The sequence below is a fragment of the Enterococcus sp. UD-01 genome, assembly GCF_044909655.1.
Classification (GTDB): Bacteria; Bacillota; Bacilli; order Lactobacillales; family Enterococcaceae; genus Enterococcus_L.
In genome coordinates this window covers 23,872-38,255 of record NZ_JBIYEU010000004.1, presented here as the reverse complement: position 1 = coordinate 38,255, position 14,384 = coordinate 23,872, and the positions used below count along the sequence as shown (strand labels likewise).

Annotated in this window: 18 protein-coding genes, 1 tRNA gene and 1 other annotated feature; of the genes, 15 read left to right on the top strand and 4 right to left on the bottom strand. The window is 35.9% G+C overall.

Going from position 1 to position 14,384, the window contains the following annotated elements:
• The 4 genes from ABH902_RS05065 to ABH902_RS05050 are packed head-to-tail and all read left to right on the top strand — an operon-like array spanning window position 1 to window position 1,935.
• Window positions 1–876 (top strand): phage baseplate upper protein, encoded by an 876-nt coding sequence (locus ABH902_RS05065; RefSeq protein WP_404589466.1) that lies wholly within the window; start codon window positions 1–3, stop codon window positions 874–876.
• Window positions 876–1,103 (top strand): hypothetical protein, encoded by a 228-nt coding sequence (locus ABH902_RS05060; RefSeq protein WP_404589465.1) that lies wholly within the window; start codon window positions 876–878, stop codon window positions 1,101–1,103. The genes ABH902_RS05065 and ABH902_RS05060 overlap by 1 nt, the downstream gene beginning before the upstream one ends.
• Complete coding sequence (locus tag ABH902_RS05055; RefSeq protein WP_404589464.1) at window positions 1,100–1,366, top strand: collagen-like protein; 267 nt, start codon at window positions 1,100–1,102, stop codon at window positions 1,364–1,366. Before ABH902_RS05060 ends, ABH902_RS05055 begins: the two co-directional genes overlap by 4 nt.
• Window positions 1,366–1,935, top strand: a complete 570-nt coding sequence (locus ABH902_RS05050) for a phage baseplate protein (protein WP_404589463.1) — start codon at window positions 1,366–1,368, stop codon at window positions 1,933–1,935. Before ABH902_RS05055 ends, ABH902_RS05050 begins: the two co-directional genes overlap by 1 nt.
• Before the next feature lie 143 nt (window positions 1,936–2,078).
• Here ABH902_RS05050 and ABH902_RS05045 read toward each other — a convergent pair whose 3' ends face one another.
• Both ABH902_RS05045 and ABH902_RS05040 read right to left on the bottom strand, forming a co-directional pair.
• Window positions 2,079–2,318 carry a transposase gene (locus ABH902_RS05045; protein ID WP_404589616.1) on the bottom strand — a complete coding sequence of 80 codons (240 nt, stop codon included), beginning with the start codon at window positions 2,316–2,318 and terminating at the stop codon, window positions 2,079–2,081.
• Window positions 2,243–2,425, bottom strand: a complete 183-nt coding sequence (locus ABH902_RS05040) for a hypothetical protein (RefSeq protein WP_404589462.1) — start codon at window positions 2,423–2,425, stop codon at window positions 2,243–2,245. Before ABH902_RS05040 ends, ABH902_RS05045 begins: the two co-directional genes overlap by 76 nt.
• Before the next feature lie 290 nt (window positions 2,426–2,715).
• On the opposite strand from ABH902_RS05040, the gene ABH902_RS05035 reads away from it, so the two are divergent.
• From ABH902_RS05035 to ABH902_RS05020, 4 genes are all read left to right on the top strand, one after another.
• The gene (locus tag ABH902_RS05035; protein ID WP_404589461.1) at window positions 2,716–4,473 is read left to right on the top strand and encodes a hypothetical protein; all 1,758 of its coding nucleotides are present in this window, start codon (window positions 2,716–2,718) and stop codon (window positions 4,471–4,473) included.
• 156 nt (window positions 4,474–4,629) lie between these two features.
• Window positions 4,630–5,091, top strand: coding sequence for a MarR family winged helix-turn-helix transcriptional regulator (locus ABH902_RS05030; RefSeq protein ID WP_404589460.1), 462 nt, complete (start codon window positions 4,630–4,632; stop codon window positions 5,089–5,091).
• Window positions 5,088–6,824 (top strand): ABC transporter ATP-binding protein, encoded by a 1,737-nt coding sequence (locus tag ABH902_RS05025; protein WP_404589459.1) that lies wholly within the window; start codon window positions 5,088–5,090, stop codon window positions 6,822–6,824. The genes ABH902_RS05030 and ABH902_RS05025 overlap by 4 nt, the downstream gene beginning before the upstream one ends.
• Window positions 6,817–8,706 (top strand): ABC transporter ATP-binding protein, encoded by a 1,890-nt coding sequence (locus ABH902_RS05020; RefSeq protein ID WP_404589458.1) that lies wholly within the window; start codon window positions 6,817–6,819, stop codon window positions 8,704–8,706. The genes ABH902_RS05025 and ABH902_RS05020 overlap by 8 nt, the downstream gene beginning before the upstream one ends.
• Window positions 8,707–8,786: 80 nt before the next feature.
• Here ABH902_RS05020 and ABH902_RS05015 read toward each other — a convergent pair.
• Window positions 8,787–8,860: transfer RNA gene (locus ABH902_RS05015), tRNA-Arg, on the bottom strand.
• Window positions 8,861–9,029: 169 nt separating this feature from the next.
• Window positions 9,030–9,105, top strand: a sequence feature (ribosomal protein L21 leader region).
• Between the two features lie 19 nt (window positions 9,106–9,124).
• Here ABH902_RS05015 and rplU point away from each other — a divergent pair.
• Genes rplU through rpmA form a run of 3 tightly spaced genes read left to right on the top strand, consistent with a single transcriptional unit; the run spans window position 9,125 to window position 10,112 of the window.
• Window positions 9,125–9,433 carry a 50S ribosomal protein L21 gene (rplU, locus tag ABH902_RS05010; protein ID WP_154774372.1) on the top strand — a complete coding sequence of 103 codons (309 nt, stop codon included), beginning with the start codon at window positions 9,125–9,127 and terminating at the stop codon, window positions 9,431–9,433.
• Window positions 9,434–9,467: 34 nt separating this feature from the next.
• Window positions 9,468–9,812 carry a ribosomal-processing cysteine protease Prp gene (locus ABH902_RS05005; protein ID WP_404589457.1) on the top strand — a complete coding sequence of 115 codons (345 nt, stop codon included), beginning with the start codon at window positions 9,468–9,470 and terminating at the stop codon, window positions 9,810–9,812.
• Between the two features lie 12 nt (window positions 9,813–9,824).
• A complete protein-coding gene (gene rpmA, locus ABH902_RS05000) occupies window positions 9,825–10,112 on the top strand; it encodes a 50S ribosomal protein L27 (protein WP_404589456.1) in 288 nt (95 codons plus the stop codon).
• A 353-nt stretch (window positions 10,113–10,465) separates the two neighbouring features.
• Here rpmA and ABH902_RS04995 read toward each other — a convergent pair whose 3' ends face one another.
• On the bottom strand, window positions 10,466–10,663 hold the full coding sequence (locus ABH902_RS04995; protein ID WP_404589455.1) for a hypothetical protein: 198 nt from the start codon (window positions 10,661–10,663) through the stop codon (window positions 10,466–10,468).
• Between the two features lie 241 nt (window positions 10,664–10,904).
• On the opposite strand from ABH902_RS04995, the gene ABH902_RS04990 reads away from it, so the two are divergent.
• The 4 genes from ABH902_RS04990 to ABH902_RS04975 all read left to right on the top strand — a co-directional run bounded on the left by ABH902_RS04990 (window position 10,905) and on the right by ABH902_RS04975 (window position 14,381).
• A complete protein-coding gene (locus tag ABH902_RS04990; protein WP_404589454.1) occupies window positions 10,905–11,132 on the top strand; it encodes a transposase in 228 nt (75 codons plus the stop codon).
• Window positions 11,133–11,164: 32 nt separating this feature from the next.
• Complete coding sequence (locus ABH902_RS04985; protein ID WP_404589453.1) at window positions 11,165–11,578, top strand: transposase; 414 nt, start codon at window positions 11,165–11,167, stop codon at window positions 11,576–11,578.
• 867 nt (window positions 11,579–12,445) lie between these two features.
• The gene (locus tag ABH902_RS04980; RefSeq protein WP_404589452.1) at window positions 12,446–13,195 is read left to right on the top strand and encodes a gamma-glutamyl-gamma-aminobutyrate hydrolase family protein; all 750 of its coding nucleotides are present in this window, start codon (window positions 12,446–12,448) and stop codon (window positions 13,193–13,195) included.
• A 40-nt stretch (window positions 13,196–13,235) separates the two neighbouring features.
• Window positions 13,236–14,381, top strand: a complete 1,146-nt coding sequence (locus ABH902_RS04975; RefSeq protein WP_404589451.1) for a hypothetical protein — start codon at window positions 13,236–13,238, stop codon at window positions 14,379–14,381.
• The last annotated feature ends 3 nt before the right edge of the window (window positions 14,382–14,384 follow it).

Here is a 14,384-nt window from a genome sequence, read left to right as displayed (position 1 = left end):
ATGTCGATTATTTATCCGATTTTTTTATCTATTACACAACCAAACGACAACATTCCCAGCATTGTGATTCGTCAGTTTGATGAAGGTTCGCAAGTGCTGGATGTGACGGTAACGGAAAATGGGAAACCGAAAGACATTTCAAATTTAACCCCCTTTTTCTGCGTGAAGCAAGGACATCATGCAAGCTTAGGTTTATCTGAACAAAAAGTCAGCAAGGTGATTGATGCGAAAAAAGGGAAGCTACAATATACATTGACCAATTATGATATGCAGGCTGTCGGAGAAAATACCGCTTATTTCAGCTTTAGAGAGCTAAAAGAAGATTTAAGCTGGAGACAGCAATTTTCAACGAGAGACTTTTCTTATCAGGTCAAAGAAAGTATTTATGATGACGGTATTCAAGACAGCAACTACATTTGGACATTTGAAGAAATTTTACGTTATTTTACTGAATGGGTGAAAACATGTCAGAACACATATGATGACTGGTATTTGGTCGCTCAGGCAGAGCTGAAACGCATCATTAGTGAGTTTCAAGAATGGATTGCTGCAGGTCAAACTCGCTATGACGAATGGACAAAGGTGCAAAGAGCTGAATTTGACCAATGGTTTGCATCGATTAAACAGATTTTAGATGAAGCAGCAGCGGGCAATCTTTTAAATCTGATTGAGGAGCTAAAGCAAGCTCATTTTACTTTAAAAAGCAGTGAAACAGGCATCATCCGTACCATCCGTGATGATAAGTTCAGCTTGAATCACAGTGTAGAAAAATTAGGAACCGTTGCACATAAAAAAATAGATTCAGCTTTAGTGATTGCTGAAATTGACAGTCAACAGCAGGATACGTTCTATTTACGAAAGGTGGGATCCATTTAATGGCGGAAGTAGAAATTAAAAAAGTAATGGAAACAGATCAAGCCGGCATCAAACGTCAAGTCTTTCCAGAAACACATGTAAATGCTGTACTTGGGTTGGAAAATATAGCGACAATAGGAACCGGCGTAACATCCATTAATGGCAAAACGGGTGATATTACATTGACGGCAAAAGATTTAGGCGTGGAAGGAACTGGCATTACAATAGACAAGGTGGGATCAGTATGACAGATATCGTTGAATTGAAAAGTAACGGCGTAGTGGTATACCCGAAAACCCATGTAAGTGCGGTAGAGGGAATCACAACAATTAAAGGCGAACAAGGAGAACCCGGCCCAGCCGGCCCAGAAGGACCAGCCGGCCCAGCCGGTGTCAATGCAACAACGACAGCTCCTGCAACTTCAACAACAGCTGGACTTATGAGTGCAGCTGACAAAACCAAATTAGATACATTACCAACAATAACTTTCAATAAGGTGGGATCAGTATAATGGCAGATATCGTACAATTAGAAGAAAAAGGAAATTTACTTTATCCGAAAACACATGTAAGTGCGATTGATAATTTAGATGAAGCAGTAGTAAAAAAGACAGGCGATGAAGAAATTGCTGGGGTTAAGAATTTTAAAGATGCTATTCAAATAAATGGGAAAAATTTATTGGATATTTTTTATCCTGTAGGTGCGATCTTTCAAACGTTAAATTCTACAAATCCAGCAACTCTTATGGGAGGAACGTGGGAACGAATCAAGGGAAAAGTACTAGTTGGCGTTGACGAAGGTGATACAGATTTTTCTCTGGGAAAAACAGGTGGAAGTAAATTACATGATCATGGACTAAGCAAAGCCTATGCTCAACTTCAAATGACTGGCACTACATTGGCTTATAAAGGTTTATCAAAAGATATACCTGAATATAAGGCAAATGTCAGAGCAAATAATTTTACGGCTTTAGCGGATAGTACGACTTTAGCATGGGGAACCGCTCTTGCTGGAAAAACCGATTCTTCTAGTAATTTACAACCATATACTACGGTTTTTATGTGGAAACGAATTGCATAAAGAAAACCATTATCTAAAAAATAAACAGACGAGACTGGGATAGTAGTCCTTTCTCCAAAAAAAACAAGTTCGATTTTGACATTAACCATTAAAATCGGACTTGTTTTTTCTTCTTTAGGATTCTTTTTCTCCGTACAGTTCCCTCATTTTCTTAAATTTAATGCCATAAGAGCCATGCCGATGTCAATTTTTGCCCGTTTTCTCCCTCGTAAATGGAAACGATGGAACGCCAAATGAGCCTTCAGATGACCAAACACTAGTACAGGTTCGATCTTCCGTTTCCGATAGATCGAACCTGTTTTTTCCTCTAAAAGCTTCTTTTTACATTTTGATTTGAAATAGCGCCATACATTATTTCTTCTTGATAAAGGGTTTGATAGAATTCGTTTGATTGCTTATCCAAAATAACGATTGGTCGCTTTGTGTCAGATGAAACTGAATTTGTTGGCATCTGCTTCAATTTTTGTACCATCAATAAATATCGCTTCATTATCAATCACTTGATTGGTGATCAATTGACGGCGAAATAAGACAAATGCTTCAGCTAAAAGGTGAGCGGTTGTCTCCTGACTTTTTTAGATGGTAAGTGGGTCGACCTAGTTGATCTTCTAATTCAAGAAAGAGTGTTTGTGGCATTGCTTCGATTAAAGCATTGACGCAAAAGCGACCTCTGTTTCAGGAATATATTGTTTCATATTTAAATGTAATTAATTTTTCGTCCATGTGTAGGCTAAGAAAAAACTATATGATATGATAGACCTAGTAAATGGAGGTAATGAAATGTTTAAGTGGTCGGCAATCAAACACTCAAAAAAAAATCTATTGCAAGCAATCTTTATTATTGGCATACTATCCTTTCTCATGGTTTCACCTCAGCTTTATAAACATGCACTAATTGTTTCAAATGATTTTTTATTTCATATGAATCGTTTTTACGATCTAAGTCAACAATTAACGACAGGACATTTTAGTTATTTTCAATCATTGTATGGTTTTGCTCAGTCTGGCAGAGTAGTTAATGCAATGTATGGAATGGACTTTGCAATTGTTCAAGCGCTACTATTAACAATAGTTGGAACTTGGTTTAAATTCCAGTTAATTTCTTCTTTTCTGTGTTTCTTTGTTAGTGGTAGTACAATGTATGCGTTGTGTCGGTATGCAAAAATCTCTCATATATATTCAATTGTTGCGGCTATTTTTTATATGTCTACAGCGACGATTGCTTATTATGCACTTGTCACTAATTTTTCTGGTTGGGGGGCAGCCTTTTTACCATTGGCACTTCTTCCAGCTGTCTATATGTTTCAGCATAAAGAACGACCCATTAAACCTTTATTGTTAGGTTTACCAATTGCTCTATTGATTTCTGTGCATCTTTTTTCAACAGTATTAGCTGTGTTGGCTTTAGTTCCTTTTTATGTTTATACGTTTATTTATTGCAAAAATAAATGGCAAATGATTAAAGATACACTTTTAGCGGTTCTAATTGCAGTGTTACTTTCAGCAAATACTTTTGGCAGTGTGCTGGATCTATCTGGAGACCGACTGATTAAACCATATGCAGTTCAAGATATGCTGTCAAACAGCACTTCATTTTCAATTGGAGCGCCCGGCTGGGCAGCCTTAGGGCTGATTTTTTCTTTTCTTTTTATTTTTCAAGCTGTTTCAGCGGGCATATTTTGGAAACAACTTTCTTCTTTTGAGAAATTGATTCATTCAGTCGGTTTATTCTTTTTATTGCTATCTTCAAAATTTGTACCTTGGAATAGTATTGCGGCAAAATTCACTTTTATTCAATCTATGCAGTTTCCACAGCGTTTTGTATGTGTAGCATGTATTTTATTGCTATTAGGTTGGGGAATGAGGATGCAAAAGTTACATGAAGAAAGTTTGAAAAAAAATCCTACTTTACAACGACTTTTTCTAGCTTTTTTCATTACTTTAGCCCTACTAAGTTGTAATAATGTTAATTTGCAAATCGCTTCAAGTGCGGATGCTTGGAAATCTGATCAGCCTATTACTGATAAAGCTGCAACTATTTTTGAAAGTGATCCTGAAAAGATTCGTCAAGCTTTTGGTGGACACAATCCATTAGGCGCTGCTTTTAATACTGTTACAAAGTCCACCTCAGATTACTTACCTAGGTATAGTGATAAATCGTTTAATACGTACGAAACTTACTCAGAAGAAATTTTGCATAATAAAACAGCACTGAAAAAAACGGTGACTGAAAAGAATCAATTAGCATTAACTTGGGAAAATGAAACGAACAATGATGAGGTATTATTACCTGTAAGCATTTATAAGCGAAGTACCGTAACACTAAATAAGAAAAAACTCAGCAAAACTGATTATAAAGTATCACAGATTGGTAGTTTAATTTTAAAAGCTCCTAAAGGGGAAAATACAGTTGTGATCGGTTATAATCCTAGTAATTTTTTCAAGCTATCTTTAGTAATTAAAATCATTTCACTTATTACTTTAATTATATATGGAATAAGTTCTCTGGTGAAAAAATATTTAACGCACAAAAACTAGATATACACCCGTTATACATTCAGAAATTTCTGAGTCTATAACGGTTTTTTTATTTATCTTCACTAAACCTAAACAAAAACCACTTTCTCTCTTGACCTGCCCACCTAATTATCGTAAGATAGTTAGGTCACGAACTATTTAATGAGGAGGGAAAATATGGACAGAAAAGTCGCGCTGAAAATTCGGATTTTGGCGAACGAGTTAAACCGAAAAGCAGCAGAAATCTTAAAAGAAGACGGCGCATCTTCCTCAAGTACCCAAATGAGTATGCTGAACTTTATTCATCGTCGCAATAAAGAGCAGATTCCCGTTTATCAAAAAGATATCGAACAGGAATTTGATATTCGACGTTCAACAGCTACCGGTGTGCTGCAAACGATGGAAAAGCGTTCATTCATTCAGCGTAAAAGCTGCAAAGATGATAATCGACTTAAATCAATCGTTTTGACCGAACTGGGGCAACAAAAAGTGAAGGAGAATATCTCAAAACTGCAAACCTTCAATCGATCGCTGGTGGAAGATATTCCTGAAACAGAGCTAAGTGTTTTTTTTGCAGTGGTAGAGAAAATATCTGAAAATAGTAAAAAAATAGACAAGAAAGGCAGGCGCATTACGTGATAAAAAAACTGATTGCCAATGTAGGCGAGTATAAAAAAGAAAGTATTATTACGCCCTTATTTGTAACCGGCGAAGTAGCTTTGGATATTATTATTCCTTTAGTGATGGCCATGATGATTGATAATGGAATTGAAAAAGGTGATAAAAACGCCATTTTAATGTATGGCGCTGTTTTGTTTGTATGTGCAGTCATTGCCTTGTATTTTGGGGCTATGTCCGGGCGTTATGCGGCTGTAGCATCGGCTGGCTTCGCCAAAAATTTGCGGGATCAATTGTTTAAACGAATTCAAGGTTTCTCCTTTTCGAATATTGATCGATTTTCTACTTCAAGTCTGATTACTCGGATGACAACAGACGTTACCAATGTTCAAAATGCGTATCAAATGATCATTCGAATTTTGGTTCGCAGCCCGCTGATTTTTATCTTTTCGTTGGCGATGGCGTTTCGAATTAATAAGGACTTATCGTTGATTTATCTGGGCGTCGTGCCTTTTTTGATGATTGGTTTAGCGCTGGTCATTTACTTTGCTCACCCAAATTTTAATAAGGTTTTTCGGATTTATGATAAATTAAATAATGTGGTTCAAGAAAATCTTCAAGGGATTCGTGTGGTGAAATCATACGTTCGGGAAGAGCATGAGGATCAAAAATTCAAGTCAGTTTCTCAAGATATTTATAAAACTTTTTCAAAAGCTCAAAGTATTGTGGCGTTTAATAATCCAATTTTGCAATTTGCGATTTATGTCTGTATGCTGCTGATTTCATGGCTGGGTGCTAAGTTTGTAGTCGGCGGCAGCTTGACAACCGGTGAGCTAGTCAGCATGTTTACCTATACGATGCAAATTTTGATGAGCTTGAACATGCTGTCTATGGTTTTTGTGATGGTTATTGTGGCGCGAACTTCTGCAGAACGGATTACGGCAGTTTTATCAGAAGAAAGTGATTTGAAAAATAACGAGGCTCCTGTCTATGAAGTGTCAGACGGTTCTGTTCGTTTTAAAGATGTCAGCTTTAGCTATGCCGAAGATATGGACAAATTAGCTTTGATGGATGCTGATATGGAAATCAAATCAGGAGAAGTGATAGGTATTGTCGGTGGAACAGGAAGCTCTAAGTCTACGTTGGTTCAGCTGATTCCCCGGCTTTATGATGTAACCAAAGGCGTAGTCGAGGTTGGCGGACGAGATGTGCGGGAATACGACCTTAAAACGCTGCGTGACCAAGTGAGTATGGTCTTGCAAAACAATGTTTTGTTTACAGGAACAATCAAAGAAAATTTACGCTGGGGCAATGAAGAGGCAACAGATGAGGATTTAATTCGTGTATGCAAGATCGCACAGGCAGACAGCTTTATCCAAGAGTTTCCGGATAAATATGATACCATGATTTCACAAGGCGGAAATAATGTTTCCGGCGGTCAAAAGCAGCGTTTGTGTATTGCCCGTGCCTTATTGAAAAAGCCGAAAATCTTAATTTTGGATGATTCAACCAGTGCTGTAGATACCAAAACCGACCGCTTGATTCGTGAAGGTATGCGTCAGGAAATTCCGGGAACGACGACCTTTATCATCGGTCAGCGTGTTTCTTCCGTTCAAGATTCAGATCGAATTATTGTAATGGATAAGGGACGAATTAATGCGATCGGTACGCACGACGAGTTGCTGGCAAGCAACCAAATTTATCAGGAAGTTTATGAATCTCAAGCGAAAGGATTTGGTGACGAGAATGCGTAATGGACAAACAAAAGGTGTTCGCGGAAGCCAAAATCCAATCAGAACACTGAAAAGATTATTTTCTTATATGTACAAAAATTACAAGTTCCATCTTGTATCAGTTCTTATTTTTATTCTTTTAAGCACCTTTGCGAATGTTCGGGGATCACTATTTTTACAAGTCGTGATTGACGATCATATTACGCCTTTACTGGGGACGAGCAATCCGGATTTTTCAGGCTTATTAAAAGCTATTACTACGATGGCGTTGATTTACGCTGTCGGTATTGTTTCAAACCTGTTTTATAATTTAATTATGGTTCGTATTAGTGAAGGAACGCAAAAATCGATTCGGGATGAAATGTTTACCCACCTTGAAACCTTGCCGATACGTTACTTTGATGGGAATTCCGATGGTGACATTATGAGCCATTTCACCAATGACACGGATACACTTCGTCAAATGATTTCACAAAGTATTCCTAACCTGATTGCAGCATTTGTTAGCTTTATCAGTGTGTTTATCGCAATGTTTTCAATTAGCGTGCCATTAACCTTACTGGTGATTGTTTCAGTTGGCTTAATGATTGTTACGATTCGTGCAATTGCTAGCCGCAGCGGTCGCTATTTCGGCAAACAACAACAAGATTTAGGGAAAGTAAATGGCTTTATTGAAGAGATGATGCACGGGCAAAAGGTCGTGAAGATTTTTAATCATGAGCCGCAGACGATTTCCCAATTTGTTGCAATGAATGAAGAATTGCGGGAAAGTGCTACGCAAGCAAATAAATATGCCAATAGTTTAATGCCGATTATGATGAATCTGCTCAATATTCAGTATGTTTTATTAGCCGTTATTGGTGGAATCTTTTCTGTCTATGGCATTTCAGGCATGACGATTGGGATGATTGCTTCCTTTCTTCAATTAAGTCGCTCTTTAAACATGCCGATCAGTCAGGTTTCCCAACAAATTAATTTCGTAATTATGGCTTTAGCTGGTGCAGAGCGGATTTTCCAATTGATCGATGAAAAGCCGGAAGTTGACGATGGCTACGTGACGTTGGTAAACGTTATTCGGCAAGGCGACCAATTGGTGGAAAGTGAAGCACGAACTGGACTCTGGGCTTGGAAGCATCCTCACGAGGACGGAACGGTTTCTTATACCGAACTGACTGGCGATGTGCGTTTTGAAGATGTTTCGTTTGGCTACGATCCTAAAAACAAAGTCTTAAAAGACATCAATCTTTATGCAGAGCCGGGACAAAAAGTCGCCTTTGTAGGTGCAACCGGTGCCGGGAAAACAACCATTACGAATTTGATTAATCGCTTTTACGATATTCAAGAAGGCAAAATTCGTTACGATGGCATCAACGTGAAGAAAATCCAAAAAAGCTCGTTAAGACGATCATTGGGAATTGTTTTACAGGATACTCATTTATTTACTGGAACTATACGTGAAAATATTCGCTACGGAAAGCTAGATGCTTCCGATGAAGATGTCATTCAAGCCGCTAAATTAGCGAATGCGGAGGTTTTCATTAACAATTTACCCGAGAAGTACGACACCGTGATTACCGGCGATGGCGAAGGCTTGTCGCAAGGACAGCGGCAGCTGTTGGCAATTGCCAGAGCAGCGATTGCTGATCCTCCTGTGATGATTTTAGACGAAGCAACCTCAAGCATCGATACGCGAACGGAAAAACATGTACAGGCGGGGATGGATCGTCTGATGAAAGGCCGGACTGTATTTGTCATTGCCCATCGCTTATCTACGATTCAAAATTCTGATGCGATTATGGTAATGGATCACGGTAGAATTATTGAACGCGGCAATCATGAGGATCTATTAGAAGAAAAAGGCGTGTACTATCAATTATATACAGGAAAAGTTGAATTGTCTTAAAACGGTACAATAAAAAAACAGCAGTCGTTAGAAAGATCTACTGACTGCTGTTTCTTATTTAATAAAACGGATAAATCGAATACGCCAAGAGAGATTCGAACTCCCGACCGCTCGCTTAGAAGGCGAGTGCTCTATCCAGCTGAGCTATTGGCGCATACTAACGCAACAAAATTTATTATAATGAACATGGAAAACAAAGTCAATCATAAATTAGAAATAACAACAAACTTTTTCTGAAAACAGCCCTATTACTGGAAATCATGAACTTTTCGTTGACGACAAGCGCTAATTTTGATATGATGTTAATGTTGTAATTGTGGTCTCCACAGCTACAACCGCACAGAACAAGTTTGTAAGTATGAGCAATCATCACTTGGGATGGCGAGTCTAAGTCTAGAAGAAGGAGGTGCTTTATAGCATGTACGCAATTATCAAAACTGGTGGTAAACAAGTAAAAGTTGAGGTAGGCCAAGCAATTTACGTTGAAAAATTAGACGTAGAAGCAGGCGAAAAAGTTGTTTTTGACGAAGTTATCTTAGTAGGCGGCGAATCTACAAAAGTAGGTGCTCCAACTATTGCAGGTGCAACTGTTGAAGGAACTGTTGAAAAACACGGCAAACAAAAGAAAGTCGTAACGTTCAAATACAAACCTAAAAAACATACTCACCGTAAACAAGGTCACCGTCAACCATATACAAAAGTTGTGATCGAAGCAATCAACGCATAATTCTTTTAAGTTGTATAGGAAAGAAGGCCTATCAATGATTAAAAGTTCTTTTAAACGAAATGATGCAGGACAAATTCTATCTTTTGAAGTCTCAGGGCACGCTGAAGCAGGTCCGTACGGCAGCGATCTCGTTTGCGCAGCAGTTTCTGCACTAACGATCAGCACTGTCAATGGAATTAACGCTTTAGCAGGTTTTGAACCGATCGTAGAAACCAACGAAGCTGAAGGTGGTTACCTTTATGTGGAGATGATTGAGCATACGAATCAGGAACAAACCAACATTGCCCAAATTCTCTTGGAAAATCTATTATTAGGTTTACAAGCAGTTGAGCAAGAACATAATGAATTTATCCAAGTGAAAACTATCAATGAAAAATAGGAGGTGCAGACGATGTTACTAAACATGAATTTACAATTATTCGCCCATAAAAAAGGTGGGGGTTCTACTTCCAATGGTCGTGATTCAGAATCTAAACGCTTAGGTGCTAAGAGTGCTGACGGCCAAACTGTAACTGGTGGATCAATTTTATATCGCCAACGCGGTACTAAGATTTACCCAGGAACAAACGTAGGTATCGGCGGAGACGACACTTTATTTGCAAAAGTAGACGGCGTAGTACGTTTCGAACGTAAAGGCCGCGACAAAAAGCAAGTGTCTGTTTATCCAGTCGCTCAATAATTTTTGAATTAAAAGCTCTATCCTTTGAATAACAAAGGATAGAGCTTTTTTTGTGATTTGAGTGAATAGAGTGTTTGACCTTGATTTAAGTTTATAAATTAGAAAATATAGTTGTTTTTTTAACTAAGATATTCTTTATTTACTGTTTAAAAATGAGTAGATCGATTTTGATCTTCCTAGACTAGCTTGACGCAATCTCGTTTGTATTTCTTTCATAAGTACACTTACTTCACAAAGCATAGAAGTATACATACCTGTAAAAAAGCTGATAATCTAGAGTAGTGCTGATAAACTGCTTAACATTATGAGTAATCATCTCTGTAATCTAAAAATATGATATTCTTTTTTTTGTGTTAGCTTAGAAAAAAATTCTTTTTATTTAAATTGCAGTGTTTTAAAATTTTACATGTTTTAGCATCAATAGAAACTACTCTATAAGAAGATTCTATCTTGAGAGGTAAGACAGAATAACCATTTCTAGTTAGTGATGATGGTTTATTGATTGTTAACAATCCTTTTTCAAAATTCCTGTTTTCCCAAGTTAATGCCAAAGCTTCACCTCCATGAATACCACTAAATAGCCATGTGCAAAACGTCTAAAACCCATTATTCATACACGTTTCAGGGATATGACTACTCCCTTTATCACTCCAATTTATAGAAACAATCAGCTCCAAGTGATAAAATAATTTTGCCAAAAACTATAAGGAGCTGATTAGTATCTACCGTCAAGAAATTTTTGAAGATATATCTCTTTTTACTTCGCAGCCTGTCGCTCGATTTTATGATCAATTGTTTCTAAATTTAGATTTATCAACAATTGATGAATATCCTAAAACTGGTCGTAAAGGCTACTCCGCTCATGTGATGATTTGTGCTTTTATTGTCATGAAAACTGAAGGTTTTCCTATGATTACTGAACTTCTAGATCATTTGAATAATAATCTGTTGATTGCTCATTATTGCGGATTTGATATTGCCAGACCTTACCTTCTTACTGGTCATTCGACAGATTCCTAAAAAATTTAGAGCATACAATTCTATCCGACCTTATGCAGGATCAAGTACTCATACTTGCAGATAAAGGCATTATTGATACTTCTTTTATCGGTTTAGACTCTACGCCAATTTCTGCGAATACAACTCTTAATAATCCCAAATCTTTTTCCCGTGATAAATTCAAGAAGGAAACTGTCCCAACCAATGATTCTGATTGTAAAATCGGTGTTCATTCTGCTTCAAACCAGATAAATGTACGAAAATACAACTTTTATTGGGGATATAAAAATCATGTATTGGTTGATTGTATCTCTGGACTTCCAATCGCTGAATTGACAACTACCGCAAATGTTGCCGACTCAACCGTTGCACTTAGTATCCTTGCGGATACTCATTCTTTTTTACCCATTACTGAATGCTCTTTTTTAGCCGATAAAGGATACGATACGAAAGCGATTTATAACTAAGTCGCACATCTTTATAACGGGGAATGTTTTATCCCACTAAACAAACGAAGAACTAAAACAGTTAAAACATTACCTAAGGGAAGTCCCATTTGTGAAGCTGGTTTAGCTATGCATCGAGATGGAAAATTTTCAGATGCTGGTCGTACTCGACAAAAATTTTGTTGCCCGTTTAAATGATCTAATGTTGGTCATTGTCCTTGTAACCATAAGAACTTCCTAAATGGGAAGAAAAATCGTGGCTGTACAAAATATCAAAAGATTCCTGATGACTTAAGACTATCTATTGATCGAACGCGTAAAACATTCAAACAAAACTACTCTTTACGTACAGAATGCGAATGATACAATGCTCGCTTTAAAAATGCTGGACAAGAGCGTATGTGGGTAAAAAATATAAATTCCGTTAGGAATTTGACTACCCTCACTCATATTTCTCTTTTATCAATTGCTATTGCTGCTATAAACTCAAATAACAGCCAGTCCTATCGCAAACTTAAAACCTTAAAACGAATTGCTTGAACCTCTTAACTGAATAGCTAAATTTTTTCGTAGTTTTCACTACGTCAACTTTGTGATGCCCTCAGATAATCATTTTTTTATTTTTTAAAGATTACCATGAAGAGTTACTAGATTGAATCAGCCATTTTGCTTTTCACTAACTACTAAATGCTAACAATCTATATATAGTTAAGTCTCACTTAGAAAAATATGTATAGAGTAAATTCTTATTGTTAACTTGTTTAACTTTATTCTCTAGATAAGAAAGAATCTAACGGAAAATTTTAAAGGGTAAGTATATATTAATATTTGTACCTTTTTTATTTAATTTAAGTGTAATAGAATTTCTTATATAAAGGAGAAATACATATGAAACCAAAAATTTTAATTGTGGGCACTGAACAAAAGGAAAGAAAAATAGAATGTCGAGTTAATCAAGAATATTACAAAATTTTATTTGAACTTGGAGCAATTCCAATCATTTTACCTATAGTTAAACTATCTACAGAAGAACTTGAGGGATTAATAGCAGATTTTGATGGTCTACTTTTAATTGGTGGGCAAGATATTTGTCCTAACAATTATGGACAACATAACAAATCAGAGCAACTTTATGAGAATCTAAGTCTTTTGAAGCCAGATGTCAAACGAGATATGTTAGAAATTTCTTTATACCACTTAATGAAACAAGAAGCTAAACCAATATTAGGAATATGCAGGGGCATGCAAATAATTAATGTAGCAGAAGGTGGAGATTTGAAGCAAAATTTGCAAAATAGTAGTATTAATCATCAAATTGAAGAAGATGGATGGATTAATTATCACGAAATTATAATTGATGAAAAATCAAAATTATTTAAGTTACTTGGGAGAAAAGAGTATCAGATTTCTTCTGTCCACCATCAAGCCATTGGAAAGCTTGGTGATGGATTACAAGTTTCGGCAAGAGCTTTAGATAATATTATTGAAGGGATTGAGTGTTGTAATAATCAAAAATTTATTTTAGGAATACAAGGTCACTGTGAGAAGATTTTGAAAAATTATCCACTGTATAAAAATATTTTTAAAGAGTTTATATTATTATCGAAGAAAATTAAGAAGCTCGAAATAATTGATTAAAAACTTAAATTATAAGAAAAAATTAGGGGGTAGGTAATTAATGGAGGAGATTTTTGAATTACCAATATATAAAAAAAGAGGTATGGATTTTATAACTCACAAAAAAGACATAATAAGTAACTTTCCAGATAATTTTAAATCTAAAAAACTGTCAGAGGCAATACATAATAATGATGTTGAGTATGCTTCAACATCTGGTACTACAGGAGAACGAATGCAGATAATTCGAAGAAAAAAATGGTGGGATAGTGAGTATAAGAGGACTTACCAAGCACATCCGTTGTTGCTTTCTAGCTTGGAAAATTTTAGAAATAAGGCTGTATTTACAACTGCTATATGTTCCAATACAACATGTCATTTAGGAGAAGCAACTTTAGAAGAACGAACGAAAGGAAAAACGTTATATCTAAATTCTTCTTTTAATCCATGGACATGGACAGAGAAAGATATTAATAGAATTATAGAAGAATTGGAAATGCATAGACCATATTACTTAGATATTGACCCAGTGTATTTCTATATTTTTTTAAAGTTGAAAGAAAAATTTAAAATTAAAAAGGAGCTATTTCAACCGACAGTTATTACAATCAGTTATGAATATTGTCCCACAAATTTATATGAATATTTAAACGAATTTTTTAGTGGAGAAGTAGTTAATCTTTATGGAACAACAGAAACAGGATATTTATTTATAGGCAATGAGTTGAAAATGAGCTTCATTGATTATAGTTCCGAAGTATCTTTTAAGCAAATCTTAGATTCTAATTATTATGAATTGATTGTGACGAGTTACAAAAATGATTTGATGCCTTTAATAAATTATCTTGTAGGCGATATTGTCTATATAAGTGAAAAACAATACAAAAAATTTGGAAAAAGCAAGGAAATAACAAGAATATCAGGCAGAAAAAGAGATTGTTATATAAGTAACAGCCAGGTCATTACGATTTACGATATTGATTGTTTAATCCGTAAAAATAGTTCTATTCATTTATTTAAAGTTCAAATTAAAAATGATTATATAGAGTTTCAATATATTGAAGATGAGGCAAATGATATTGAAATAACTACAATTGTTAGAGAGATAAAAAAATTGTTTAACAAGCAAGTTAAAGCTATTTCGGTAACAAAAATCATGCCAGAAAATTCTGGGAAATTCCAATTATTTACAATAAAAGGAGAATGATAT

Excerpts from the sequence above, each read along its gene's own strand:
- ABH902_RS05040 (WP_404589462.1), bottom strand. The coding sequence starts at position 2,425 with ATGAAGCGATATTTATTGATGGTACAAAAATTGAAGCAGATGCCAACA.
- ABH902_RS05060 (WP_404589465.1), top strand. The coding sequence starts at position 876 with ATGGCGGAAGTAGAAATTAAAAAAGTAATGGAAACAGATCAAGCCGGC.
- ABH902_RS04980 (WP_404589452.1), top strand. The coding sequence starts at position 12,446 with ATGAAACCAAAAATTTTAATTGTGGGCACTGAACAAAAGGAAAGAAAA.
- ABH902_RS05020 (WP_404589458.1), top strand. The coding sequence starts at position 6,817 with ATGCGTAATGGACAAACAAAAGGTGTTCGCGGAAGCCAAAATCCAATC.
- ABH902_RS04975 (WP_404589451.1), top strand. The coding sequence starts at position 13,236 with ATGGAGGAGATTTTTGAATTACCAATATATAAAAAAAGAGGTATGGAT.
- ABH902_RS05050 (WP_404589463.1), top strand. The coding sequence starts at position 1,366 with ATGGCAGATATCGTACAATTAGAAGAAAAAGGAAATTTACTTTATCCG.
- ABH902_RS05065 (WP_404589466.1), top strand. The coding sequence starts at position 1 with ATGTCGATTATTTATCCGATTTTTTTATCTATTACACAACCAAACGAC.
- rplU (WP_154774372.1), top strand. The coding sequence starts at position 9,125 with ATGTACGCAATTATCAAAACTGGTGGTAAACAAGTAAAAGTTGAGGTA.
- ABH902_RS04985 (WP_404589453.1), top strand. The coding sequence starts at position 11,165 with ATGCAGGATCAAGTACTCATACTTGCAGATAAAGGCATTATTGATACT.
- ABH902_RS05005 (WP_404589457.1), top strand. The coding sequence starts at position 9,468 with ATGATTAAAAGTTCTTTTAAACGAAATGATGCAGGACAAATTCTATCT.
- ABH902_RS05055 (WP_404589464.1), top strand. The coding sequence starts at position 1,100 with ATGACAGATATCGTTGAATTGAAAAGTAACGGCGTAGTGGTATACCCG.
- rpmA (WP_404589456.1), top strand. The coding sequence starts at position 9,825 with ATGTTACTAAACATGAATTTACAATTATTCGCCCATAAAAAAGGTGGG.
- ABH902_RS05030 (WP_404589460.1), top strand. The coding sequence starts at position 4,630 with ATGGACAGAAAAGTCGCGCTGAAAATTCGGATTTTGGCGAACGAGTTA.
- ABH902_RS05035 (WP_404589461.1), top strand. The coding sequence starts at position 2,716 with ATGTTTAAGTGGTCGGCAATCAAACACTCAAAAAAAAATCTATTGCAA.